The sequence below is a fragment of the Paraburkholderia sp. genome (assembly GCF_047605525.1).
Lineage (GTDB): Bacteria > Pseudomonadota > Gammaproteobacteria > Burkholderiales > Burkholderiaceae > Paraburkholderia.
Genome location: NZ_JASGFN010000030.1, coordinates 1 through 25,242, shown reverse-complemented (window position 1 = coordinate 25,242; position 25,242 = coordinate 1). Strand labels below are relative to the sequence as shown.

General features: G+C 63.4%; 23 protein-coding genes. 9 read left to right on the top strand and 14 right to left on the bottom strand.

Features of this window, described 5'->3' with window-relative positions:
• Positions 1-63 precede the first annotated feature (63 nt).
• The 4 genes from QM685_RS31640 to hemP all read left to right on the top strand — a co-directional run bounded on the left by QM685_RS31640 (position 64) and on the right by hemP (position 2,534).
• Entirely contained in the window at positions 64-942 is an 879-nt protein-coding gene (locus QM685_RS31640; RefSeq protein ID WP_415122917.1) for a pirin family protein, read from the top strand.
• A gap of 185 nt (positions 943-1,127) precedes the next feature.
• Entirely contained in the window at positions 1,128-1,526 is a 399-nt protein-coding gene (locus QM685_RS31635; RefSeq protein ID WP_415122915.1) for an OsmC family protein, read from the top strand.
• Positions 1,527-1,605: 79 nt separating this feature from the next.
• Positions 1,606-2,088, top strand: a complete 483-nt coding sequence (locus QM685_RS31630) for an SRPBCC family protein (RefSeq protein WP_415122913.1) — start codon at positions 1,606-1,608, stop codon at positions 2,086-2,088.
• 185 nt (positions 2,089-2,273) lie between these two features.
• The gene (gene hemP, locus QM685_RS31625; RefSeq protein ID WP_415122911.1) at positions 2,274-2,534 is read left to right on the top strand and encodes a hemin uptake protein HemP; all 261 of its coding nucleotides are present in this window, start codon (positions 2,274-2,276) and stop codon (positions 2,532-2,534) included.
• Positions 2,535-2,824: 290 nt separating this feature from the next.
• Here hemP and QM685_RS31620 read toward each other — a convergent pair whose 3' ends face one another.
• The 5 genes from QM685_RS31620 to uvrB form a co-directional block, all read right to left on the bottom strand.
• Positions 2,825-4,234, bottom strand: coding sequence for a 4Fe-4S binding protein (locus tag QM685_RS31620; RefSeq protein ID WP_415122909.1), 1,410 nt, complete (start codon positions 4,232-4,234; stop codon positions 2,825-2,827).
• The gene (locus QM685_RS31615; RefSeq protein WP_415122907.1) at positions 4,231-5,076 is read right to left on the bottom strand and encodes an FTR1 family iron permease; all 846 of its coding nucleotides are present in this window, start codon (positions 5,074-5,076) and stop codon (positions 4,231-4,233) included. The genes QM685_RS31620 and QM685_RS31615 overlap by 4 nt, the downstream gene beginning before the upstream one ends.
• 96 nt (positions 5,077-5,172) lie before the next feature.
• Positions 5,173-5,505, bottom strand: a complete 333-nt coding sequence (locus QM685_RS31610) for a cupredoxin domain-containing protein (RefSeq protein ID WP_415122905.1) — start codon at positions 5,503-5,505, stop codon at positions 5,173-5,175.
• A 141-nt stretch (positions 5,506-5,646) separates the two neighbouring features.
• The gene (locus QM685_RS31605; RefSeq protein ID WP_415122903.1) at positions 5,647-6,195 is read right to left on the bottom strand and encodes an iron transporter; all 549 of its coding nucleotides are present in this window, start codon (positions 6,193-6,195) and stop codon (positions 5,647-5,649) included.
• A 327-nt stretch (positions 6,196-6,522) separates the two neighbouring features.
• The gene (uvrB, locus tag QM685_RS31600) at positions 6,523-8,616 is read right to left on the bottom strand and encodes an excinuclease ABC subunit UvrB (RefSeq protein WP_415122901.1); all 2,094 of its coding nucleotides are present in this window, start codon (positions 8,614-8,616) and stop codon (positions 6,523-6,525) included.
• Positions 8,617-9,075: 459 nt separating this feature from the next.
• Here uvrB and QM685_RS31595 point away from each other — a divergent pair, with 459 nt between their 5' ends.
• On the top strand, positions 9,076-10,275 hold the full coding sequence (locus QM685_RS31595) for an amino acid aminotransferase (RefSeq protein WP_415122899.1): 1,200 nt from the start codon (positions 9,076-9,078) through the stop codon (positions 10,273-10,275).
• Positions 10,276-10,425: 150 nt separating this feature from the next.
• Here the strand turns inward: QM685_RS31595 and QM685_RS31590 are convergent, their stop codons facing one another.
• Both QM685_RS31590 and QM685_RS31585 read right to left on the bottom strand, forming a co-directional pair.
• A complete protein-coding gene (locus QM685_RS31590) occupies positions 10,426-11,655 on the bottom strand; it encodes a DUF3734 domain-containing protein (RefSeq protein WP_415122897.1) in 1,230 nt (409 codons plus the stop codon).
• Between the two features lie 11 nt (positions 11,656-11,666).
• A complete protein-coding gene (locus tag QM685_RS31585) occupies positions 11,667-12,464 on the bottom strand; it encodes a 3-hydroxybutyrate dehydrogenase (RefSeq protein ID WP_415122895.1) in 798 nt (265 codons plus the stop codon).
• A gap of 223 nt (positions 12,465-12,687) precedes the next feature.
• Here QM685_RS31585 and QM685_RS31580 point away from each other — a divergent pair, with 223 nt between their 5' ends.
• Together QM685_RS31580 and QM685_RS31575 are read left to right on the top strand one after the other, a co-directional pair.
• Entirely contained in the window at positions 12,688-13,659 is a 972-nt protein-coding gene (locus QM685_RS31580; protein WP_415122893.1) for a potassium channel beta subunit family protein, read from the top strand.
• An 83-nt stretch (positions 13,660-13,742) separates the two neighbouring features.
• A complete protein-coding gene (locus tag QM685_RS31575) occupies positions 13,743-14,588 on the top strand; it encodes a 23S rRNA (adenine(2030)-N(6))-methyltransferase RlmJ (RefSeq protein WP_415122891.1) in 846 nt (281 codons plus the stop codon).
• Between the two features lie 72 nt (positions 14,589-14,660).
• Here QM685_RS31575 and QM685_RS31570 read toward each other — a convergent pair whose 3' ends face one another.
• From QM685_RS31570 to cueR, 4 genes are all read right to left on the bottom strand, one after another.
• Positions 14,661-15,701: an ABC transporter substrate-binding protein gene (locus tag QM685_RS31570; RefSeq protein WP_415122889.1), complete on the bottom strand. Its 1,041-nt coding sequence runs from the start codon at positions 15,699-15,701 to the stop codon at positions 14,661-14,663.
• 294 nt (positions 15,702-15,995) lie between these two features.
• Complete coding sequence (locus QM685_RS31565) at positions 15,996-16,346, bottom strand: hypothetical protein (protein WP_415122887.1); 351 nt, start codon at positions 16,344-16,346, stop codon at positions 15,996-15,998.
• Positions 16,347-16,594: 248 nt separating this feature from the next.
• On the bottom strand, positions 16,595-16,741 hold the full coding sequence (locus QM685_RS31560) for a DUF3563 family protein (RefSeq protein WP_415122885.1): 147 nt from the start codon (positions 16,739-16,741) through the stop codon (positions 16,595-16,597).
• Between the two features lie 301 nt (positions 16,742-17,042).
• Positions 17,043-17,465 (bottom strand): Cu(I)-responsive transcriptional regulator, encoded by a 423-nt coding sequence (cueR, locus tag QM685_RS31555; RefSeq protein ID WP_415122883.1) that lies wholly within the window; start codon positions 17,463-17,465, stop codon positions 17,043-17,045.
• A gap of 124 nt (positions 17,466-17,589) precedes the next feature.
• Between cueR and QM685_RS31550 the strand changes: the two genes are divergently transcribed.
• Together QM685_RS31550 and QM685_RS31545 are read left to right on the top strand one after the other, a co-directional pair.
• On the top strand, positions 17,590-17,793 hold the full coding sequence (locus QM685_RS31550; RefSeq protein WP_415122881.1) for a heavy-metal-associated domain-containing protein: 204 nt from the start codon (positions 17,590-17,592) through the stop codon (positions 17,791-17,793).
• A gap of 13 nt (positions 17,794-17,806) precedes the next feature.
• Positions 17,807-18,730: a dTDP-4-dehydrorhamnose reductase family protein gene (locus QM685_RS31545; protein ID WP_415122879.1), complete on the top strand. Its 924-nt coding sequence runs from the start codon at positions 17,807-17,809 to the stop codon at positions 18,728-18,730.
• Between the two features lie 56 nt (positions 18,731-18,786).
• Here the strand turns inward: QM685_RS31545 and QM685_RS31540 are convergent, their stop codons facing one another.
• Genes QM685_RS31540 through imuA form a run of 3 tightly spaced genes read right to left on the bottom strand, consistent with a single transcriptional unit; the run spans position 18,787 to position 24,873 of the window.
• Complete coding sequence (locus QM685_RS31540) at positions 18,787-22,401, bottom strand: error-prone DNA polymerase (protein WP_415122877.1); 3,615 nt, start codon at positions 22,399-22,401, stop codon at positions 18,787-18,789.
• Positions 22,402-22,406: 5 nt separating this feature from the next.
• Positions 22,407-24,155, bottom strand: coding sequence for a Y-family DNA polymerase (locus QM685_RS31535; protein ID WP_415122875.1), 1,749 nt, complete (start codon positions 24,153-24,155; stop codon positions 22,407-22,409).
• The gene (gene imuA, locus QM685_RS31530) at positions 24,055-24,873 is read right to left on the bottom strand and encodes a translesion DNA synthesis-associated protein ImuA (protein ID WP_415122874.1); all 819 of its coding nucleotides are present in this window, start codon (positions 24,871-24,873) and stop codon (positions 24,055-24,057) included. Before imuA ends, QM685_RS31535 begins: the two co-directional genes overlap by 101 nt.
• Positions 24,874-25,242 lie beyond the last annotated feature (369 nt).

The following is a 25,242-nucleotide window of genomic DNA, read 5'->3' as shown; positions in this document are numbered from 1 at the left end:
GGTCCCTATAATAGCTCCATGTTTCAAAAATAACGCTATTCCCCATTTTTCGAGGTGATATTGATGAGCACGTCACGCACGATCGAACGTACGTTTCCCGCGCTTCGCACGACTGAAGGCGGCGGTTTTGTCGTCTATCGCCCGTTTCCGACGCGTCTGCTGATGGACTTCGATCCGTTCCTGCTGCTCGACGAAATGGGGCCGGTCGACTACGCGCCGGGCGAGGCCAAGGGCGCGCCCGATCATCCGCATCGCGGCTTCGAAACGGTCACGTATGTACTGGAAGGTCAGTTCGGCCACAAGGATTCGGCGGGCCATTCCGGCACGCTGCGCGCCGGCGATGTGCAGTGGATGACCGCGGGCGCGGGCGTCGTGCATAGCGAAATGCCGGACCCGGAGTTCACGCGCACCGGCGGCCGCGTGCATGGCCTGCAACTGTGGGTGAATCTGCCGCGCCGCGACAAGATGATCGCGCCGCGCTACCAGGAAATCCCGTCGGCGAACATTCCGGTCGCGACGTCCGCGGACGGCAAGGTACGCGTGAAGGTGATCGCCGGCGAGGCACTCGGCGTGCGAGCCGCGATCGAAACGCACACGCCGATCCTGTATCAGCATTTCTCGCTGCAGCCGGGCGCGACGATCCGCCAGCCTGTGCCGGCCGGCTACCGGGTGTTCGCTTATGGCCTGTCCGGCAAGGGCCAGTACGGTGAAGGCGACGCGCGCCACGCGATCGACGCACGGACAATGGTCGTGTTCGGCAACGACGGCGACGCCGTCACGATGTCCGCGGGCGAAGAGCCGCTTGAAGTGTTGCTGCTCGGCGGTGTGCCGCTCAAGGAACCGGTGGTGCGCTACGGCCCGTTCGTGATGAACACCGAAGACGAGATCCGCCAGGCGGTGATCGATTATCAGGCTGGGCGGATGGGCGCGATTACGCATTGATGCGCGCTCACCGCTAGCACCCGCTAGCGCACGCCGCCGGACCATCGGCCGCAGCCAAACCACGCGCGTCAGGGCGCGAACGCCGGTAAATTCGGTCACAATAACGGCTCATGTCGCGCGGCGCGTCTTTCATCGCAATGAGCCGCGGTGCGCGACGCTTTTTCGTCCCCTGCAAAGGAACGCGCATGGCAGAGTCCACCGTCACCGCCCACATCGGCTCGACGAATTTCCAGGTCATTTTCGACGACGGCAAGCACACGTGGCTCGCCGACGAACCCGAGTCGCTCGGCGGCGGCGATCGCGGCCCGACGCCAGTCTCGTTGCTGCTGTCGAGCCTCGGCGCCTGCACGTCGATCACGCTGAAGATGTATGCGCAGCGCAAAGGCTGGCCCCTCGAAGGCGTGCGCGTCAGGCTATCGATGGAAACCGGCGACGCGGGCTCGACCATCGACCGCCAGATCCTCCTCGAAGGCGAACTGTCCGACGAGCAGCGGGAACGGCTCTTGCAAATCGCCAATGCGTGTCCGGTGCACAAGATCCTCACACATACGATTTCGATCCGCTCCGCGCTCGCCGTCGCATAACGAAGCGTGCGGCGGGCGTCCCGCGCGAACGGCACTGCGACGCGCGGGTATTGCAACATTTTTATAGGACGCAGTTGTCTTGAATTTCGAACATCTCATCCAGATCAACGATCCGCTGAATCCTCTCGTCGAATCGATGACCCGCGATCAGCTATGGGAAGGGCTCGTGCTGCGCGCCGAGCAGCCGCAACTGTTCGTGATGGGTCTCGATAGCTGCACGATTCTGTCGCGCGAGGGCAATGTGCTCGAGCGCGAGTTGCACTACGGCCAGGCCACCGTGCGCGATCGCGTCACGCTGCAGGAAAGCCGGAGTGTGCGCTACGACATCCAGCCGACCGCGGACTACGTCGGCGGCTCGCTGACGATGACGATCGAGCAGCCCGACGAACTGCAATTGTTCCTGCGCTTCGAGTACGCGACCACGCTGCCCGTCTCGACCGATCAGGACGCCGTGCAGACCCAGGAGATCGTCAAGTCGGCGTATCGCGAGAACGACATCGATACGGTTCGGCTGATCCGCCAGTACGTGGCGACCCGGCAGGAACCGGGACCGCTGCACTGAAATCCCGCGCGGGCGACCTGCCCCGCGCGTTTGCAGGGCCCGGATTCAGGACGGTCCCGTCGTCCTCGTATTGCCGCTCTCTCACCCAGCTATCAGAAATCAGATCCGATGAATTTCTCAAGCTTGTAAATGGGAATAGTTATCATTTAGAATCATCTCATCGAATCGACGAACAGCTAAAACGAATGACCGATCTCAGCCGCTCCTCCACGCTCAGCCTGCGCCGCCCGGCGGCCGCGCTGACCAGCCGTTCGAAGTCGTCGACGGCGGTCGCCCCCGCCGCGAAATCCGCCGCGGAGCGCGCGAACGGTCCGGGCGAGACGTCGGAACGGGTCGTGCGCAGCGAGGCGCTGCTGCAAGGCCATAGTCATATCAGCATCGTGCACAACGGCGAAACGTACCAGTTACGGGCCACTCGCCTCGGCAAGCTGATCCTGACGAAGTAGTCATGCAACACACGCAGTAAGTACCGGGTATTGTGGGGACCACCTCCCAGAGAGGTGTTAGGCATTAGCCAGCCACGACGGCTTGCACGCGAGAACTAGACCCCTTCGTGCAAACACCAAGCCAGCCGTCGCAGCAAGCCAGGCCGTTTTTTTGGTCCTCACTGGAAGTGGATGCACGAAACGTCGTGTATCGCTGAAGACGAAAATGAAAAAGCCGTGGGATGGCACCATCCCACGGCTTTTCTGTTTTACGCGCCGGGGTGCGCTGGCCGCACGAAAGACTCAAAGGCTTACTTCGACGCCCAGCCCCAGAACATCAGCCACCACGCGCTATTGACAACGCCCAGCGCCGCAACGAACCACACCATCGCAAGCGCGCGCTGCACGAAGCGCTCGCTATAGCGGCGCGTGACGAGCCACGCGAGCCACGCGCTCCACGCGCTCGCAACCACGAGAATCGCGATGCGCAGATCCGACGCCCACCACAGCGGCACGTGCTCGGCGCGCAGCAGCGATAGCGTCGTTGCGGACAGCCCGAGGAACACGCCCGCGCCGGCGATCGGAATCAGTCCCTGCGTCAGATGATGCAGACGCGTCGCGTCGAAGCGACCGAGCATACGCGTCGCGCCGGTCAGCAACACCAGCAGCGCGGTGCCATATACGAGCGCCGTCGCGAGGATGTAGCCGACCAGCAGCGAGCCGTCGAGCCACGAGAACACGTCGTTCTGCTCGGGGTAATGCGTGAACAGGAACCACGGCGCGTTGGTCTCGAGCAGCCACGTGATGTCGTGATCGACGAGCCACGTCGCGGAAAACATCTTCAGATCGATGAACCAGCGCGACGCGGTCCAGTGGAACGCGCCGATCGCGATGCCGAGCAGGCCGTACAGGATCAGCGCCGTGTCCCACGGATTCGCTTTTTTGTCGCCCAGTTGCACGACTTCGGTCGAAGGCTTGCGCCACGTCAGCGCGATCGCGTCGCGGTGGCCGCTGCAACGGCCGCACATATGGCAGTCGGCCGCGCCCTTCATGTTGCGCAACGGCACGAGCGGCGCGCAGTTGATCGGAATCACGCGATGCCCATGCTCACCGTTCGTGTACGAGCGACGCCATGCGTCTTCGTCGACCTTGTAGTGGAACGGCGCGAGGCGCGCCAGAAGCGAAAAAACCCCGTTGACGGGGCACAGGTATTTGCACCAGACGCGCTTCTCGCGTCCGTAGAGCAGACCGATCACGATCGCCGCGAAAGTCGAGCCGCCCAGCACCAGCAGCACAGCCTTCGGATACTGGTAGACACTGACCATCTGGCCGTAGATCGTCGTGATGCCGAATGCGACAAAGGGCCAGCCGCCCCAGCGCATCCAGTGCGGAATCGCGCGACCTCGCCCGAATTTGCTCGCGAACTCCGCGAGGGCGCCTTCCGGACACAGCACGCCGCACCAGACACGCCCGAGCATCACCATCGACAGCAGCACGAACGGCCACCAGATGCCCCAGAACACGAACTGCGCGGCGAGCGTCAGGTTGTTCCACAGATGCGCGGTGTCATCCGGCAACGGCATCAGCGCGGGCACGACGATCAGGAACGCGTACACCGCGACCACGCCCCACTGGATGCCGCGGATCACGGTGCCGTGACGCTGCATCCATTGACCGGCCGCCGCGAGGCGGCCTGGCCGGGGGGCCGTCACGGTGCTCATGCCGCGCGCCCCGCCGCCTGTTGCGTCGGCTTGCGATTCGCGCGGCGCACGAGCAGATAGACGACTGCCCAGTACACGACATACGCGATCAGGTTCATCAAGGCGGGATGCGCGCGATAGCCGGTCAGCGTCGCGACCAGCGAGCCGAAGGTGCTGGAGTCATCGAGAATCGCCGACGAATTCCACAACTGGTCGACGAGCGTCGGCAGGATTTCCTTGTCGATCAGCTTGTCGATGCCGGTCTGGAACAGGCCCGCGCCGAGGAACAGCAACATGATTTCGGTGACGCGGAAAAAGTGCCGCCACGAGAAGAACTTGCCGCCAAGCTGCAGCACGTAGAAGGTCAGGAACGCGAGTGCGAGGCCGAGCGCGACCGCGAGCAACTGGTTGCCGTCGACGTGACCCGACTGACCGAAGCCGAGGCCGTACAGGAAGATCACCGTTTCGCTGCCTTCGCGCGCAATCGCGAGGGCGACCAGCACCGCGACGCCCCACCAGTTCGAATCGTGCTGGCTCTTTTGCAGCGACTGTTCCATGTCGCGCTTCAGCGTGCGGCCGTGCTGCTTCATCCATAGCACCATCTGCACGATCAGCACGCAGGCGATCAGCACCATCGCGGTCTGGAAGTAATCCTGCGCATCGCCGGAGAGCACTTCCGTGAAACCGACGAGCGCCGCGCCGAGCGCCACCGCCGCGATCACGCCGGCCGCCACGCCGCCCCACAGGTACGGCATGCCGCGGTGCGCATCGGCATCGCCATTTTTCAACCACGCGTACAGGATGCCGACGACCAGCAGCGCCTCGACACTTTCCCGCCACACGACGAACACAATCTGACCCATTCAAGCTCTCCCTTCGATCCTTCTACTGCCCGCATCCATTGCCTGCGCGAACGGCAGCACTCGCCTCACGCGGCGCGCTCGCGTTCCAGGCCATTGCTACTTCGCGACGATCACGCCCTGCGCCTGCTGGTGGAAATCGTCGAAAAACTTGTATTCGCCCGGCTCCAGCGGAGCAATCACGACGAACGAATCGGCGCCCGGCGCCAATACCTTTTCCTTGCGCAACTGCACGCTCTCGAATTCGGCCGCGCCCTTGCCGGTGTTGCGCACTTCGATCTTGATACGCTGCCCCGCCGGCACTTCGATGCGGGCCGGGTTCAGCTTGCCGTCGTTCATTTCCAGCTTGAAGGTCGGCAGGTCGGCTGCTTGAGCTGCGCCCGCCAGCCAGAACGTGGCGGCGAGCATTGCGATCTTTCGGTTGATTCCCATTAGCCTTTCCGGAAAACGCGACGCGCCGACACCGGTGTGACACCGGATGTCCGCGCGCCGTCTGCTGCATTCACTGATACGCCCGTTGTTCGCCGCATGGCCGCGCGCTCGGGCGCGACGCAGCGGCGCAACTTGCGTCGATCAATAACCGCCCTTCTTGCCGATACCGGCGAAAGTGAAGTCGTAGTCGATCGTGAACGGCTTGAACCACGGACCCACGCCGGTTTCCTTGTCGACGTGGCGGCCGAACGCCATGTGGCCCATCTGCATCGGCGGTTCGATGATCAGCTTCAGATGATATTTACCCGGACCTTGCAGCTTGACGTTGTCGCCGTAGTGCGGGCCGTCGTTCGCGACCATCGGCATCAGATCGCCCTTCTGCGCCTGGTTCGAACCCGCCTTCGTCAACTCGTAATGGACCTGCAGATACGGCATCCAGTCGCCTTCGGCGAAACCAGTCGGATTGTTCTTGACTGCGTGAATGTCGGCCTCGAGGTGGACGTCCGAATCCGACGCCTTGCGCATCATGCCTTCGGGTTCCATCGTGATCGGCTGCAGATAAACCGCGCCGATTTCCATGCCGCCCTCGATATGCTGCTTGCCGATCGGGTATTCGGCGGCCGCGGCCGAGAAAGCCGCGACGGCGGCCACTGCTGCCGCGCCGCCCCGCACAATTGAAGAAATCCGCATTGAAACTCCTTGTTTTTATCAGACTGGAATCGAACCCATTGGAACAGTGCGCCGCGCAAGCCGGATGCAAATTTAAATGCGAACCATTCTCAATATTGGGGGAGTTTATCATTGTTCTCGGACGAGAACAAACGCGGACGCACGCAAAGCCCTGTGCCATCAGGGTCTTAAGGCACTCTTAAGGAAGCGGGCGGGTGCCGGCCGTGTCAATTGGGGCCGAATGCGATTGAGAGCGGTCGAGTCGCGCGGGCGATTCGGGCGGAAACGTAAGGCCGGCACAGGCGGATGGGGCGCGATACATGACCGCGCCCCAATTGAAAAAACGCGTTATTCAACGTCCGATACGTGATCGCCGACATTCGCGCCGAACACGCGCTGACGCAAGAGCGCCAACTGGTCGCGGGTCTGCGCGGCCTTTTCGAATTCGAGATTCTTCGCGTGCTCCATCATCTGCTTTTCGAGACGCTTGATCTCCTTGGCAAGCTGCTTCTCGGACATATCCTCGAATTTCGCGCGCACCTGCTGCTCCTTCAGCTCGGCGCGCGCTTCGTCGACGTTGTACACGCCGTCGATGATGTCGCGAATCCGCTTGACCACGCCGCGCGGCGTGATCCCATGCGCTTCGTTGAACGCGATCTGCTTCGCGCGGCGCCGCTCGGTTTCGTCGATCGCGCGACGCATCGAGTCCGTCACGTTGTCCGCGTAGAGGATCGCCTTGCCGTTCACGTTACGCGCCGCCCGGCCGATGGTTTGAATCAGCGAGCGCTCCGCGCGCAGGAAGCCCTCCTTGTCCGCGTCGAGAATCGCGACCAGCGATACTTCCGGAATATCGAGCCCCTCGCGCAACAGGTTGATCCCGACCAGCACGTCGAAGGCGCCGAGGCGCAGATCGCGGATGATCTCGACGCGCTCCACCGTGTCGATGTCACTATGCAGATAGCGCACCTTGACGCCGTGGTCGGCGAGAAACTCGGTGAGCTGCTCGGCCATCCGCTTGGTCAGCACCGTGACCAGCACGCGGTCGCCGGCCTTGACGCGCTCGTTGATCTCGGCGAGCACGTCGTCGACCTGGCTGCGCGCGGGCCGCACCTCGATCTCCGGATCGACGAGACCGGTCGGGCGCACCAGTTGTTCGGCGATCTGGCCTGAAGTTTTCTTTTCGTAGTCGGCGGGCGTCGCCGACACGAATACGACCTGACGCATCTTGCGCTCGAACTCGTTGAACTTGAGCGGCCGGTTGTCGAGCGCCGACGGTAGCCGGAAACCGTAGTCGACGAGGTTTTCCTTGCGCGCGCGGTCGCCGTTGTACATGCCGTTCAACTGACCGATCAGCACGTGCGATTCGTCGAGCATCATGATCGCGTCGGACGGCAGATAGTCGACGAGCGTCGGCGGCGGCTCGCCCGGCGCCGCGCCGGAGAAATGCCGCGAGTAATTCTCGATGCCCTTGCAGAAGCCGAGCTCCTGCAGCATTTCGAGGTCGAAACGGGTGCGCTGCTCGAGCCGCTGCGCCTCGACGAGCTTGCCTTCGCTATAGAAGAACTCGAGCCGGTCGCGCAGCTCGGCCTTGATCGTTTCGACCGCGCGCAGCACGGTGTCGCGCGGCGTCACGTAGTGCGACGACGGATACACGGTGAAACGCGGAATCTTCTGCCGCACGCGGCCGGTGAGCGGGTCGAACAGTTGCAGCGTTTCGACTTCGTCGTCGAACAACTCGACGCGCACGGCCATCTCGGCGTGTTCGGCCGGGAAAATATCGATCGTGTCGCCGCGCACGCGGAACGAGCCGCGCTGGAAATCGGCTTCGTTGCGGCTGTACTGCATTGCGATCAGCCGCGCGATGATGTCGCGCTGACCGAGCCGGTCGCCCGTGCGCAGCGTGAGAATCATCTGATGGTATTCGGACGGATTGCCGATACCGTAAATCGCCGACACGGTCGCGACGATCACGACGTCGCGCCGCTCCATCAGGCTCTTGGTCGCCGACAGCCGCATCTGCTCGATATGCTCGTTGATCGACGAGTCTTTCTCGATGAACAGGTCACGCTGCGGCACGTACGCTTCCGGCTGGTAGTAGTCGTAGTATGAGACGAAGTACTCGACCGCGTTGCGCGGGAAGAACTCGCGAAACTCCGAGTAGAGTTGCGCGGCGAGCGTCTTGTTCGGCGCGAACACGATCGCCGGGCGGCCGAGCCGCGCGATCGTGTTGGCCATCGTGAAGGTCTTGCCGGAGCCGGTCACGCCGAGCAGCGTCTGGAACGCGAGCCCGTCCCCGACGCCTTCGACGAGCGTATCGATGGCCGTGGGCTGATCGCCGGCGGGAGAATACGGCTGGTAGAGCTTGAATGGCGAGTCTTCGAACGTGACGAATCTGGATTCGTCGAGCGTATCGTCGGCTTCAGTCAGGTGGTGTTCGGACATGAGGGACAGCCAGGCCTTGGGCAAAGAATCATTCTAACGGGTTGCGGGAAGCGGGGATCGGGCGAGGTTGCGTAGGTTCGGGACGGGCACGCCGGCCGGCCTCGTTGGCGTTGGCGGCAGCGTGTTATGGCCCTTTGTGCGAAACGCGTGACGCCGCCGACGCCTCGTCCGGCTCGCGCCTTATAACCGCCCCGGCCCGACGCGGATCCCGCACCGCCGCACATGGCTCCGGCTGCCTCTTTTTCAAGCAAATAATTGCCCGCGGGCCGCCCTGTCGTCCGAAAAACGAGCCCGGATTCGTTACAATGTGAAGTTGCGCTCGCTCACCGCTACCCTCAGGCCGTCCCCGTTTTCGCGTTTCGCCGGACTCACGTCGAATGTCCAAAACGCCGCCGACGCCCAAGGCCAGGCCGCCCGCGCGCGAAACCGCCCTCTTTTCACAACTGCTGCCCACCCACCATGTCTCTGTTCTCCGCCGTCGAACTTGCTCCCCGCGACCCGATTCTGGGCCTGAACGAAGCCTTCAACGCCGATACGCGCACCACCAAGGTCAACCTCGGCGTTGGCGTGTACTTCAACGAAGAAGGCAAGATTCCGCTGCTGCGCGCCGTGCGCGATGCGGAAAAGGCCCGCGTCGAAGCTGCGCTGCCGCGCGGCTATCTGCCGATCGAAGGCATCGCCGCCTACGATGCCGCCGTGCAAAAGCTGCTGCTCGGCAACGACTCGCCGCTGATCGCGGCCGGCCGCGTCGTCACGGCGCAGGCGCTGGGCGGTACGGGCGCGCTGAAGATCGGCGCGGACTTCCTGAAGCGCGTGAATCCGGACAGCAAGGTGGCGATCAGCGATCCGAGCTGGGAAAACCATCGCGCGCTATTCGAAGGCGCGGGCTTCACCGTCGAGTCGTATCCGTACTATGACGCGCAGACGCACGGCGTGAACTTCGACGGCATGCTCGGCGCGCTGAACAGCTATCCGGCGGGCACGATCGTCGTGCTGCACGCGTGCTGCCACAACCCGACCGGCGTCGACCTCAGCGTCGAGCAATGGAAGCAGGTGGTCGAAGTCGTCAAGGCGCGCAACCTCGTGCCGTTCCTCGACATCGCCTATCAGGGCTTCGGCGACAACATCGAAGCCGACGCGGCAGCCGTGCGTCTGTTCGCGGCACAGGAATTGAACGTGTTCGTTTCGTCGTCGTTCTCGAAGTCGTTCTCGCTGTACGGCGAGCGCGTCGGCGCACTGTCGATCATCACCGCGAGCAAGGAAGAGTCGGCGCGCGTGATGTCGCAACTGAAGCGCGTGATCCGCACCAACTACTCGAACCCGCCGACGCACGGCGGCTCGGTGGTCGCGGCAGTGCTCGCGTCGCCGGAACTGCGCGCTACGTGGGAAGCGGAACTGGGCGAAATGCGTGATCGCATCCGCGCAATGCGCAATGGTCTCGTCGAGCGTCTGAAGGCAAGCGGCGTCGATCGCGACTTCGGCTTCGTGAACGCCCAGCGCGGCATGTTCTCGTATTCGGGTCTGACGGCTCCGCAAGTGGACCGTCTGCGCGAAGAATTCGGCATCTACGCGGTGAGCACCGGCCGCATCTGCGTGGCTGCGCTGAATACGCGCAACCTCGACGTCGTGGCTAATGCGATTGCTCACGTACTGAAATAAGGCATTACGCTGTAACCGGCTGCGAAAACGGCGCCCTTTCTTGTGAAAAGGGCGCCGTTTTTTATTGCCTGATCGCGCAAGGCGTCGTTGTCGAAACAGCGGCTCTTCCGGTGAGAACCAGCGCTACAGTCAGCACCCGTTCGGCCCCTATCAACGCTGCCGATGGATATCGTGCGTCACGAACCCCGCATCGTTGTCCGGCATGTCGAGCCAGTCAGGTTGCTCGAGCGAATGGCGGATATCGTCCAGACCGCTTTGCCAATGTTCGCGCATCGTCGACAGGCCGAACTGGAAGTCCTTGTAGTGCCCTTCGTATTCCTTGTGCCGGTAGATCAGGTGGATCACGTTGTAGCGCTTCGAGCACGACAGGTCTTCGGCCAGCTTGCACCACGGGTCGTCGCGCTGCTCGACGGGCACGCGGTCCAATACCTCGCGCAGCACGTGCCGGAAACGCTGCGAGCGCTGCAGCATGTCGGTGACGAGGCGAGTGCGGCTCGAATACTGGATGTCTTTCATGCGCCCCTGCACGTCGGTGATGTTGTCCGGCACCGGTCCGATCGCGCTCCATAGATCGACCTGGAACGCGAGCGTGTCGCGGCGCGGCGTGGACTGGATCACTTCGTAGAGCGGCGTATTCGACATCAGGCCGCCGTCCCAGTAGAACTGGCCGTCGATTTCGACTGCCGCGAAGCCCGGCGGCAATGCACCCGACGCCATGAAATGCTCCGGCCTCAACGTCATATGCGTGTTGTCGAAGTACGCGAAATTACCCGTACCGCAATTGACCGCACCGATCGACACACGTATCCCGCCCGAATTGATCCGGTCGAAATCGCAAAGCGACTCGAGCGTAGCCTTGAGCGGCGTGGTGTCGTAGTAGCTCGCCATTTGCGGCGGCCCGGACACCGTGGGCAGCGGCGGCGGGAAACGCGGCACGAAAAAACCCCGTTGTCCTTCGACAAGCGCGCTCACCGCCTGCGTCGCCGTGAAAGCCTTGCGCACCGCTTCGCTGGAGTTGAACAGTGCGTGCTCGATGAAAGCCGGCAGCGGCGGCCCGAACGCCGGCTGGCAGATCGTCTCCCAGAATTGCAGCAGACGCTCGACGCGTTTCTCCGGCGGATTGCCCGCGATGATCGCCGTATTCAGCGCGCCGATCGAAATGCCCGCGAGCCAGTTCGGTTCGATGCCGGCTTCGTGAAGCCCCTGAAAGACGCCAGCCTGATAGGCGCCCAGCGCGCCACCGCCTTGCAGCACCAGCGCGATGGTCTGGTAATTGGGCAACTGGAGGGGCCGGCCCGGGTTGGCGGCCGGCGCCGAACCGGCGCCCTCCCCATTGCCGGACACGTCCACGCGGGCCCGCGTCGGATTGCGTTGCGCCACAGGCACTCTCCTCAATGCATATACCAGCCGTGACTCACCACGAAGGACTGGCCGGTCAGCGCGGCCGTCGGGAAAGTGGACAGGAACAGCACCGTCTGCGCGACGTCTTCGACCGTGGTGAAAATGCCGTCGACCGTGCCACCCAGCATCACGCGCTTGATCACCTCTTCCTCGCTGATGCCGAGTTCCTTCGCCTGCTCGGGAATCTGCTTGTCGACGAGCGGCGTGCGCACGAACCCCGGACACACGACATGCGAGCGCACGTTGTGCTGCGCGCCTTCCTTGGCGAGCACGCGTGACAGCCCGAGCAATGCATGCTTCGCGGTCACGTAGGCGGACTTCAACGGCGAGGCGACATGCGAATGGACCGAACCCATGTAGATCACGACGCCGCCGCGATCGTCCTTGTACATGTGCCTGAGCGCGGCTTTGGTGGTCAGGAATGCGCCATCCACGTGAATGGCCTGCATCTTCTTCCAGTCAGCAAACGAATAGTTTTCGATCGGATTGACGATCTGGATGCCGGCGTTGGAAACGAGGATGTCGATCGAGCCGAACTCCCCGGCAACCTTGTCGATACCCTGGTTCACGGCGTCTTCATTCGTCACGTCCATCGCCACGCCGATTGCCTTGCCGCCGCCCTTTCTGATTTCCTCGGCAACGGCGTTCGCGCCGTCCTGATTCAGGTCGGCGATTGCCACCGCCGCGCCCGCCGCGGAAAGAGTCAACGCGATCTGCTTGCCGATGCCGCTTGCGGCGCCAGTGACGACGGCGACCTTGCCGTTCAGATTCGTGTTAAGAGACGACATCCAGAACCTCCATGCAGTTGATGAGCAATGAGACCACAAGACCACGCGCGGCGTGAAGCCGGCCAAACGGCATAGACCGTTCGGCGGATACAGCGCGGCGGCCAACCTTGCTATTGTGCATGAACCCCGTGACCTTCATAGGTAAAACGCACGCCGCACCATATCTCTTTAAACTTGACGTTTCCGGCCCGATTCCCGTGGCATTACCAACAAGGAGACATGCATGAATTATCGACGTCTGGGCCGCTCCGGCCTGCAAGTCAGTGAACTGTCCATCGGCTCGTGGGTCACGTACGGCAACCAGGTGGATCATCGCGCCGCGCGTGAGTCGCTTGCCGCGGCCCGCGACGCCGGCGTCAATTTCTTCGACAACGCCGAGGTCTACGCCGGCGGCCAGTCCGAGGAAATCATGGGCCACGCGTTGAAGGAACTCGCGTGGCCGCGCGTGAGCTACGTCGTCTCGACGAAATTCTTCTGGGGACTCACGGAAGCGCCGAACCAGTACTACACGCTCAATCGCAAATATCTGCTGAACGCGATCGACGGCTCGTTGAAGCGTCTGCAACTCGATTATGTCGATCTGGTGTTCTGTCACCGTCCCGATCCGAACACGCCGATCGAGGAAACGGTCTGGGCGATGAGCGACATGATCTCGCGCGGCAAGGCGCTGTACTGGGGCACCTCCGAATGGAGCGCCGATGAAATCCGCGCCGCTTATGAAATCGCGGAGCGGCATCATCTTCACAAGCCGGTCATGGAACAGCCGCAATACAACCTGTTTCACCGCAAGCGCGTCGAGCAGGAATACAAGCGGCTTTACGAGGACATCGGCCTTGGCCTGACCACGTGGAGTCCGCTCGCGTCGGGCCTGCTCACCGGCAAATACCGCGACGGCGTGCCCGCCGACAGCCGCGCGCAACTGCAAGGCTACGACTGGCTGCGCAAGGCGCTCACCGACCCGGCGAGGAACAACGTGGTCGGCCAGCTCGGCACGCTCGCCGACGAACTCGGCTGCACGGTCGGTCAGCTCGCGATTGCGTGGATCCTGAAGAATCCGAACGTCAGCACGGTGATCACGGGTGCGTCGCGGGTCGAACAGATCGGCGAGAACATGAAATCCGCCGAGGTGGCCGCGCGCATCACGCCGGACATCAAGCAGCGGATCGAGGAGATCGTCGGCGACGCTCACGAGTGAGCGCAGCGCGGTCGCGTACAATACGCGACCGCGCGCCACCGACTCCTCCGGCTCGGCCTGCGCTCTTTCAGCGTCTTCTCATCATGCTCAGCTACCGCCACGCCTTTCATGCCGGCAATCACGCCGACGTTCTGAAACACACCGTCGTCCTGCAGTTGTTGCGCTATCTCGGCCAGAAGGACAAAGCCTACTGGTATATCGACACGCATGCGGGCGCCGGCGTTTATTCGCTGAAGGAAGGCTACGCGACCAGGACCGGCGAATTCGAGACGGGCATCGCGAAATTGTGGGAGCGCAACGACCTGCCGACGCTCTTCGCCGAATACGTCGACGAAGTCAGCGCGCTCAACACCGATGGCCAGTTGCGTTTCTATCCCGGCTCGCCGTATATCGCATGGCGGCAATTGCGCGAACAGGACCGCATGCGTCTGTTCGAGCTGCACACCACCGAGATCGACGTGCTGCGCCACAATTTCCGCGACGCGGGGCGACGCGCGATGCTTTACGCGGGCGACGGCTTCGACGGCATTCTCGCGCTGCTGCCGCCGGCGCCGCGGCGCGCGCTGGTGCTGCTCGACCCGTCGTATGAAGACAAGCGCGACTACACGCGCACGCTGCGCTGTGTCGAGGAAAGCCTGAAGCGCTTTCCGACCGGCACCTACGCGATCTGGTATCCGCAGGTAAAGCGCCCCGAATCGCAGCGCTTTCCGGATCAGTTAAAGCAGTTGCAGAAGGACAACTGGCTACACGTCAGCCTGACGGTCAGCAATCCGCCGGCCGACGGTTTTGGACTTTTCGGCAGCGGTATGTTCATCCTGAACCCGCCGTATACGCTCGCGAAAATGCTGAAGGATCAGATGCCCTGGCTCGTCAAAACGCTTGGCGAAGACAAGGCCGCGACGTTCAAGGTCGAATATCGCGGTAATTGAATGCCGTGAGTGCGCGTGAGCCGGCACAAAGCGCGTTTCGTTTAACGTAACACGGCGGCTAACCCGCCCCGCTCACTTCAACTGCGCAGCCGCCTTGATCGCGAACTCATTGGTATAGGTCGCGCTCAGGTCGATCTTCTTCGGATCGAGCCGGTTGTCGAACGACGACAGCGCGCGCAGCGAAGTTGCCGGTCCATCCGCGGGCATCAGCCCATCCGGCGAATACGCATCGCGCACGTTGTGAAAGGCATCGAGATAGAGCGTCGGGTCGCCCAGCAGATAGGCCTTCGGCACCATCTTCAGCAGATCGGCGTCGCTCGCCGTCTGCAGCCAGCGGTTCGCGCGCACGATCGCATTGGTCAGCGCCTGCGTGGTCTTCGGATTTTTCTGGATGAAAGTCTCCGGCGCGTAGAGCGTCGCGGCGGGCATGGTGCCACCGAACACTTCCTGCGTGCCCTTCACGGTACGCGTATCGACCAGCACCTTGATCGCGCCGCTGCGCGTGAGCTTGGTCATCATCGGATCGACGTTGGAGAGCGCGTCGATCTGTCCGCTGCTCACCGCGGCCAGCACCGTGGCGCCGCTGCCGACGCCGATCGCCGAAATGTCGCTGCGTTGCACGCCGGCCTTGCGCAAGGCCACGGTCAACACGAGATCCGTCGACGAGCCGGGCGCGCTCACCCCGACCTTCGCGCCCTTGAAGTCCGCGAGCGATTTGATCTGATCGGCCTTTGACTTCACGACGCCGATGACGATCTGCGGCGCGCGGCCCATCAACGCGAACGCGCGATAGTGCTGTCCCTTCGCCTGCATGAACAGCGTGTGCTCGAAGGCGCCCGCGCCGACGTCGGCGCTGCCGCCCACCACGGCTTCGAGCGCCTTCGAGCCGCCCGCGAAATCCTCGAGCGTGACATTCAGGCCTTCATCCTTGAAGTAGCCGAGCTGCTGCGCGGCGAGCACCGGCAGATAGTAAAGACCCGGCAAACCGCCGACGGCCACCGTCAGCGTCGGCTTTTCAGGGGTGTCCTTCGCGAACGCGGCGCCGGACAGCGCGGCGAGCGCAAACAGCATTACGCAGGCGCGCGTGGCACGCTGCATCCAGTGAATCGGCATGTTGACGTCTCCTTGTTCTGTTTCCCGTTTGAAGCGGTGATGCGGGCGCGCACGCCGCGGTTGGCGTTCGAGGCGGCAGAGCGCGAAACGATTGTCGTCGGACGGTTTCGCGCGCGCCATGCGCCCAAACCCCAATGTGACGCCAGCATTGCGGGATAACGCGTGAGGGGTGATGGGGCGTGCGGATGCGCGCTCAGTACCGCGCAAGAAGGCCGCCACGCGCCGGCAACTGAATACGCGACGAGGTGAAAACCGCGTCGCTAAACCCCATCTCTCTTTTACGGATTCCCGATCCTATTGCGAAGCCGGCAGCGGCCGGGGCAACGGGCGCACCGGTACACTGCCGCCCACCGGCAACTGGATATACGGCGCGACGACGAACGGCGGCGACGATTCCCGCGGCAGTTCGACGGGCGCCGCGATCGGCGGCGCAGCGACGATCGGCTGTTGCGAAGGCGGTGCGCTCAACAGCACGGTGCCGCTCTGGCCGTTGTTGACGCCGCCCAGCGTGTCGAGAATCACCGGCCTGCGGGCACCGTCGGATACGGCGAACGCACCCGGCACGGCGCAGACGGTCGTCAACGTCGCCACAGCGGCGATAGTCAGCGCGGATTTGAAGGATTGGAGCGAGCGGACGGAAGACATGGGCGGCCTGGTGGGTGATGAAGGTAATCCCGGCTTGCGCAAAAATCGTCCTACCTTACCTCGGCCTGGGTTGCGAAGCTAGTCGAGATTCGCCATGACCGGCCTTCAGGCGACACCGGCTCGAAAGCCGCGAAAAAGGGCGAAAATTCCCGGCTCCAGATGCGACAAAGCCCCGCTTCGACGGGGCTTACGCTTTACTGCAATGGGTCGCGCGACAACGCGCGCCGGGTCGAACCGGGAAGTGAAACTTACAGCGAGTAGCCGTGAGCTTCGAGCGAGCGGATACGCTGTTCGAGCTGGACGATATCCGACGACGATGCCAGGTAGGCTTCACGACGCTCGCGTTCAGCGGTTTCGAACCAGGTGCTCAGCTTTTCAAGAAGGAATGCAAACATGATGTTCTCCAAGGATCAGATCGAATCCCCGGTGATCGAACATCAGGGATTTCCCGCAAAAGGGTTAACCCTAATTATAGCCGGATAGTGCAACCTGACCAGTGAAATGCCCGCATGATGCGCATTCCATTTTGGAATGATGCACAACAATGCTGCAATAAGACCACTGATTTTATTGCATTTAGCAGTCCGCCTGCGTCGTCCCTTGGATTCATCCTCCTTTATTTGCACAATTCAGGTGCAAATTCCGCAAGGTGGCGAGAAATGTCCCAATCGAGTTGCACCTTCCCACTCGCCACAGTCAAAGCGGATGACAACCCTGCCCCGAAACCAGATCCGTATCGGCAAGCCGTTCGATAATCGGGCACTCGGGCCGGTCATCGCCGTGGCAATGATCGGCCAGATGCGCGAGCGTGTCGCGCATGTCGGTCAGCTCGGCAATGCGGCGATCGAGCTCCGCAACATGCTCGAGTGCAATCCGCTTTACTTCGGCACTCGCGCGCGAGCGATCGTGCCATAGCGCGAGCAGCCGCCGGATATCCTCGACCAGAAAACCGAGCCGGCGGGCCTGGCGGATGAAGCGCAGCGAATGCACCTCCTGCGGGCCGTATACGCGATAACCGGCGCTCGTGCGCGCCTTCGCCGTCAGCAGGCCAACGCTTTCGTAATAACGGATCATCTTCGCCGTAATGCCCGACGCGCGGGCCGCTTCACCAATATTCATGACTGTTTCCCCAAGGTTTGAGTCGATCGTACACCTTCCCATGATGGGAAGGTCAGCCACTCAAATACGGATCGGCAGGCATAATTCAACTATCTGCCATCCTGATTTCACCGAGGTCCCTGCAATGACGATCGAACTCCACGTAGAAGGTATGAGCTGCCAGCATTGTGTCGCGGCCGTCACAAACGCGATCCGCGAACACGACACCGCCGCGCGGGTTCAGGTGGACCTCGCGGCCGGCCGTGTCGTGGTGGAGTCGGCACAATCCGTCGATGCGCTGAAGGCCGCGATCGACGAGGCCGGCTACACGGTCACGTCCGTCCGCTGAGCGGGTGCCGGTCATGTTCAAGGTTGCCGTCATCGGCGGTTCCGGGCTGCTCGGCCGCGCGCTCGTCGACGAACTGACGCGGCAAACCGGCTGGCAGATCGTCGCCACCGCGTTCAGCCGGCCATCGCCGCGGAGGGTCGCGCTGGACATTCGCGACGCAGAGGCAGTCGGACACTTCATCGAGCAGACGGCGCCGGACGCCGTCGTGATTGCCGCGGCGGAGCGCCGTCCCGATGTCTGCGAGCACAACCCGGCGCTGGCCCGCGCGCTGAATGTCGATGCCGTGCGCAGCCTTGCCGCGGCGGCGAACCGGTGCGGCGCGTGGACCCTGTCGATCTCCACCGACTACGTGTTCGACGGCTCGCATCCGCCCTACCGGCACGACAGCGCGCCCGCGCCGCTCAACGCCTACGGACGCAGCAAGCTCGAAGGAGAACGGGCGCTGGGCGAAACGGCCGCGCGCGGCTGCGTGCTGCGTTTGCCGCTGCTGTATGGGCCGATCGTCGACTGGTCGGAATCGGCGGTGACAAGCCTCGTGCCGGCGATCGCCGCGTCGGCCGCGCCGGACGGCCGAGCCGCGACGATGGACGCATGGGCGATCCGCTATCCCACCTTCACGCCCGACGTCGCCTGCGTCATCCGGCAAATGCTCGAACGGCATGCATGCGGCGAAACAATCTCGGGCATCGTGCAATGGTCGGGGGACGAACCGATGACCAAATACGAGATCGCCGTGCATCTCGCCGAAGCGCTGCAGCTCGACGCGCATCTGGCGCCGCAGCACACGCCAACCGATGCGACGCCTCGCCCGCATAACTGCCATCTGGCGTCGAGCCGGCTCGAAGCGCTGGGGATCGGCCGGCGCACGCCGTTCGACACGGCGATCCGCGAGGTCTTGGCCGCGTTTCCGTGGCGGGGCGATTCACCGTCGGCGTGAACCGCCAGCATCGCAAAGCCGCGTTCGATCACGGCAGCGAGGCCTGCCTGTCTCAATCAATGGAAATCTCGGCTCATCGTGGCCAGTTCGCCGAGCCATGCGCTGTAATCCTCGAGGCGATGGGCGACGAGATGAACCACCTCGCCCTTCTGCTTGCGCCTCTTCTGTGTTGCCGCGCCACCGCGGCTTTCGTTGCCGCTCCGAGCGTGCCGGTCCGCTCTATCGCCGCCGGTCGTCACGCCATCGTCGCACTGCACGACGCCGTAGACCGCCAGCAGCGATGAGCCCAGCAACGCCTTGCGCTGCTTTTCCACGAGCGACGGCCAGACGATCACATTGATCGAGCCGGTCTCATCCTCGATGGATACGAACACGGTGCCGTTCGCCGTGCCCGGCCGCTGCCGCACGGTGACGATGCCGCACGCGCGCGCGAGCGTGCCGTGTCCGCACGAGGCAAGCTCGGCCGCCGTGCGAAAACGCTGCTGCGCGAGACGCGAGCGCAACAGCGCGAGCGGATGACGATTGAGCGTGAGACCGAGGCTCGCATAGTCGTCGACGATCTCGCGATGCTCGCTGGCCGGCGGCAACGCGAGCGACGCTTCGGCAATCGGCGCGTCGCGCAGCAGCTTCGGCACCGTGTGCTGCGCGGTCACGGCCCACCACGCCTCGCGCCGATGACCGGCGATGCTGGCAAGCGCATTCGCCGCGGCCAGCGCCTCGAGATCGCGCCGCGTCAAGGCCGCGCGGCGCGCGAGATCGTCGACGTCCGCAAACGGCGCGGCGCGGCGGGCCGCCATGATGCGTTCCGCAGCCTCCTGCGCGAGCCCCTTGATCAGATGCATGCCGATGCGCACCGCCGGACCACGCGCCCCATAGGTACCCGGCGGCTGGAATACGCGCGCGGTCCGGCGCTGCGCGGCACGGCGGATCGTCCGGCTCACCTTCAGGTGCGGCAAGGACAGATTGCGTAGCTGTTGCGCGGACAGCACCGCATACTGACTCCGCAACCGGGTTTCGTCCGCCACGATCCGCCGCCCTTCGGCATCGCGCCGCTCGAAGGTCGACTCCCAATCGCTCACGCTCACGTCGGGCGGCAATACCTTGACGCCGTGACGCTTCGCGTCCTGCACGAGCTGCGACGGCGAATAAAAACCCAGTGGCTGGCTGTTCAGCAAACCCGCCAGAAACGCGGCCGGCTCATAACGCTTCAGCCACGCGCTCAGATAGACGAGCAACGCGAAGCTCGCCGCATGGCTCTCCGGAAAGCCGTATTCGCCGAAGCCCTCGATCTGTTTGCAGATGCGGTCGATAAACGCCTGTTCATAGCCGCGCGCCCGCATGCGCCTGGTCAGATCCTGCTGATACTTCGCGAGATTGCCGCTGCGCCGCCATGCGGCCATCGCGCGCCTGAGCCTGTCGGCCTGCTCGCCGGTATATTTCGCCGCGACCATCGCCAGATGCATGACCTGCTCCTGGAAGATCGGCACGCCGAGCGTGCGTTCGAGCACCGGGCGCAATTCGTCCTTCGCGTAATCGATCGGTTCGAGCTTCTGCTTGCGGCGCAGATAGGGATGCACCATGCCGCCCTGAATCGGCCCGGGCCGCACGATCGCCACTTCGATCACGAGGTCGTAATACTTGTCCGGCTTCAGACGCGGCAGCATGCTTTGCTGCGCGCGCGATTCGATCTGGAACACGCCGATCGTGTCGGCATGGCCGCACATCTCGTAGACGGCGCGATCCTCGCGTGGAATGTCCTGCATCCTGAACGACGGAAAACCCCGCCGCAGCGCGACGAATTCGAGCGCGCGCCGGATCGCCGACAGCATGCCGAGCGCGAGCACGTCGACTTTCAGCAGCTTGAGCGCGTCGATATCGTCCTTGTCCCACTCGATCACGCTGCGATCTTTCATCGACGCATTCTCGATCGGCACGAGCCGCGACAGCCTGTCTTTCGCGATCACGAAGCCACCGACGTGTTGCGACAGATGCCGTGGAAAATTGCGCAGCTCCTTGGTGAGCCGGATCAGATTGCGCGTGATGTGCGAGCTCGCATCGAAGCCCGCTTCGGCCAGATAGGCGGCCACCGCGTCCGGGCCGTCCCACCATTGCTGCGACTTGCTGATCCGCTCGATCAACGACGCCTCGAGACCCAGCGCCTTGCCGACGTCTTTCAGCGCGCTGCGCGAACGATAGGTGATCAGCGATGCCGTCAGCGCCGCGCGATGGCGGCCGTACTTCGCATAGATGTACTGGATCACCTCTTCGCGCCGCTGATGCTCGAAATCGACGTCGATATCGGGCGGCTCGTTGCGAGCGCGCGAGATGAATCGCTCGATCAGCATGTTCATGCTGACCGGATCGATTTCCGTCACATGCAGGCAGTAGCACACGATCGAATTCGCCGCCGAGCCCCGCCCCTGGCACAGAATGTTTCTGGAGCGCGCGAAGCGCACGATGTCGTGCACCGTCAGAAAATACTTCTCGTACTTCAGATCGGCGATCAGGCCCAGTTCCTTCTCGATCTGCTGGATCCGCTTCAGGTCCATGCCGTCCGGCCAACGCTCCAGCGCACCGGCCATGACCAGCTTGCGCAGATAGCTCGACGGCGATTCGCCGGCGGGCACCAGTTCCTCCGGATATTCGTATTGCAGTTCATCGAGCGAGAAACGGCACAACGCGGCGATGCGCAGCGTTTCTTCGAGCGCATCGCGCGGATACAGCTTGCCCAGACGCACGCGCGTGCGCAGATGCCGCTCCGCATTGGCCTCGAGCGCATAACCGCAGCCCGGAAGCGGCGTGCCGAGCCTGATCGCGGTCAGCGTGTCCTGCAACGGCTTGCGCGAGCGCGTGTGCATCAGCACGCCACCCGCTGCGACGAGCGGCAAACCGCTCTCTTCTGAAAGCATCCGCAATGCGTCGATCTGAAGATCGTCGCTGCCGGTTTGCCACAGCTCGAGCGCGATCCACGCGCGCCGCGCCGCGAACGAGGCGAGCCAGTGCGCGCAACGCAGCGTGTGCGACAGCGTCGCCGTGCGTTGCGGCACGAGCAGCAGCGCGCAATCGGGCAGTCCTTGCAGATGCTCGAGGTGCGGTAGCGACGCGGTGAAATCGGCTGGGCCGATCCGATAGCTGCCCTTGTCCGCGCGCGAGCGCGCGAGCGTGATCAGTTCGGACAGGTTGCCGTAGCCGTTGCGATTGATGGCGAGCGCGATCAACGTGCAGAAGGGTTTGCCATCGGCGTCGGTCAGGTTGAATTCGCTGCCGATGATCAGGTGAGGGATTGGCTTTAATGGCTCGTTTTGGGTGGCCTCTTTTTGGGTCTCCTTTTGGACTTCCTCCGACGAAGCCACCCTGCTGATGACGTCCTCCGAAGATACCGCGTCCTGCGCGGCTTTGCTGGCCTTCTCCTCGCGCTCTTTCCGTTCGCGCTCCTGCTCCTCCGCGATTTCCTTTACCGTCGTGTGAGCGCGCACGACGCCTGCCAACGAACATTCGTCGGTAATCGCAAGCGCGCTATAGCCGTGCGACATCGCCCGCTCGACAAGCTCATACGGATGCGAGGCGCCGCGCAGGAACGAGAAATTGGTCAGGCAATGCAGTTCCGCGTACGCCGGCAGATGGGCCGCGAACGTCTGCTGCGGGGGGGAGGATGGCGCAGGAATCTTCATCACGCTCAGCCGAACAGGCCCTGCAGATACCACTCGCCTTTGACACGCTCGCGATACACCCAGAACATGTGGCCGCGATCGTCGGCCGCGATGTAGTAATCGCGCTCGACGGGATTGCCGTCCCACCACCCCGCTTCGATTCGCTCGGTACGCGTGAGCATTTTCAGCGGCCGGCGATAGATCGGCCGCTGGTCGCGCATCATCAGACGCAGCGGCTGATCGAGCAGCCAGAGCGGGCGCGGTTGCGAAGGCAACGCGCTATCGGGGAGATCGAGCGAGGCGTGGGCGTGATGCTCGGGCTGCGTTGTCGCGAAAGAGTTCGCAGTGTCGGCGGCTGGACTGGCTTGCGCTGGCGTTTCGCTGTCCTCGTGCTCTTTTTCCAGAGCCGCATTGCGCAGTTCGTCGGTCAGCCAGGTCTTGTCCGCCTTGACTTTGGCGCGGCTCTTCGCGGGCGCGCGCGGCCTGCGCGAAAACGCTTGCGCCTCGTAGGCTTCCACGCGCATTGCCCGCTCCGGGCGATGATCGTTCCGCACCGACATCTGCAACACGTTCTCAGGCCCCAGACGCGCGCTCAGGCGTTCGAGCAGCCGCGCGAGCGAATCGCCGTCCGACCCGGGCATCGGAAACAACGTGTTCGGCCGCCCCGCATAGTCGACGATCTGATCCGCCACCAGCTTCAACTCGATGACCGGTGCCGCCAGCACCGTCTGGTTCAGCTTTTCCCTCAACAGCCAGATCAGATGCTCGGCATCACGCGACGGTATCGCCCACCCGACTTTCAGACTCGACGTCCTCGACGCATGACGCGACGCCAGCTCATGCTCGAGCAGCAACGTATAGCTGCTGAGCGCCGCATGATGCGCACTCAGCCAGCCGGCCAGTTGCACGATCAGCCGGCGCGCGGCGAACAGCAGCGCATCGGCGTTATCGACCCGCGACGGCAATTCCAGTTGCGCATGAAACGACGCCGGCGCGCGAAACGATTCGCGCGGATCGGCCAGCGTGCCGTACGCCTGCGCGAGCAGATCCAGAATGCCGCGGCCGAAACGCCGCACGACACCAGACCTCGGCAAACCGCGCAAATCGGCGAGCGTCGCGCAGCCGACATGCAAGAACGCATCGCGATGCGCCTGCGCGACCGGTAATAGCGCGACGGACAAACCATCGAGCACACGTGCAAGCGACGCCGCCTTGACCACATGCCAGCGACGTCCCTGCCGGCACGCGCGTGCCTGCGCCAATAGCCATGCGCCCCAGGCGGTCGGCGCGCAGGCAATGCGCGCCGCATAGCCGAACTCTGCCACCGTAGCCAACACACGCGACAACAACGCGCGCAAGCCGCCGAACAGGCGCAGGCCGGAACCGACTTCCAGCAGCAGCGTGTGCGCATCGGCGAGCGACACTTTGGGTGTGTAGCTCAGCAAGGCCAGCGCGATCGCTTCGAATGCCTGGGTCTCGCGGGCTGCATCGGCGGCAAGTAACGTCAAACCGGGCGCCAGCGCCAATGCGTATGAGCGCGAGTGTCCTGCCTGCACGCCGGCGCGCAGGGCGTCGAGATCCGGCATCAGGATATGGGCGTGATCGGCCAGCGCATAACAGCTTCGCGTGCCTGGAGCCGTGCCAACTCGAGACTGGCTGGTGACGCCGCGCGAATCAGGCTGATTCGGCTTCGCGAGTGAACCATCCGGAAAGGGTGCGAACGGTTTCACCGCTTCCAGCGGCAACAGCGGCAAGGTGACGGCGATCCACAACATGTTTGACCTCTGGGCGTTGATGACTGCCGCTCCCGCTTTCCGGCAACACGACGCTCTGCAAAGGCAGAACGAGACGAAGAGGCTCGGCTAGCGGCGGTCCGCGGCGCTTGAAGATGTCGATCGACAGACCGATTTCCTGCAACCACTGGCGGCGATTGATCGTCTCCGCGTTGGCCGGCAGAAGGGGGGCGCAGATCATCCGCAAGGGCGCCGGTGAAGATTGCGAGGCCACTTCCACGGGACGGATCAGGAATGCGAGCGCCGTCGACTCCTGAGCCGCCACCTGCAGGCGCCGGACCTTGTCTGCACGCGCACTCGACAGCCAGACCAGGACCGCGCCGATACCGTTCTGCTTCAATGCCTGAGTAGCGGCCCAGAGCGCTTGATCTTCCATCGCGCGCACCCACAGCACGCGCCCGGTATCGATCCCCCAAGCCTTCAGCGCCGCGGCACAGGGCTGATAGGGAGGCGCCACGAGCATGATGTGCCGCCCGGCCTGCCGGGTCAGATGACGAAGTGCATGAGCCAACAGACGCACCTCCCCCAAGCCGCAATGCTCGATCAACAGTTCCGTCAGACCACCCGCCGACCAGCCTTGCCCTGGCAGCAACCGATCCAGCCCGGCATAGCCACTGGAAATCACGTACGAGTCAGAGCCGGCAAGCTCGTTGCCTTGCCATATCTGACCGGGTGGACGGAAAATTTGCAGATTCTGCATATAAATAGCGCTGATATGCAGCCAACTTCTTGCAGTATGGGAGGTTGTGGGATCGGGTATTGTGCCTGAAAATACTGTATGTTTATACAGTATTAGGGGTGAATGTTAAGGGTGCGCGACTGGAGGCTGTACGCAGGCCGGCGTCAACGCTACCAACCGCGACGAACTGAAAAATGGTCAGTTATGTTGAGGATTGAAGCTGTCGCAGCCAGAAGGAATCTGGGGACTTATACGGCTCAGGCACGCGAGTAAATCAGGGGGTCCTGCCGCGTCGGAACATTTGAAGGTAAATCTATCCGGATGACCGGGGCGCATCTGTCTGAACGATAGCGGCCGGTAAACGCCGAAACCCCACCGCGAGGGGTGGGG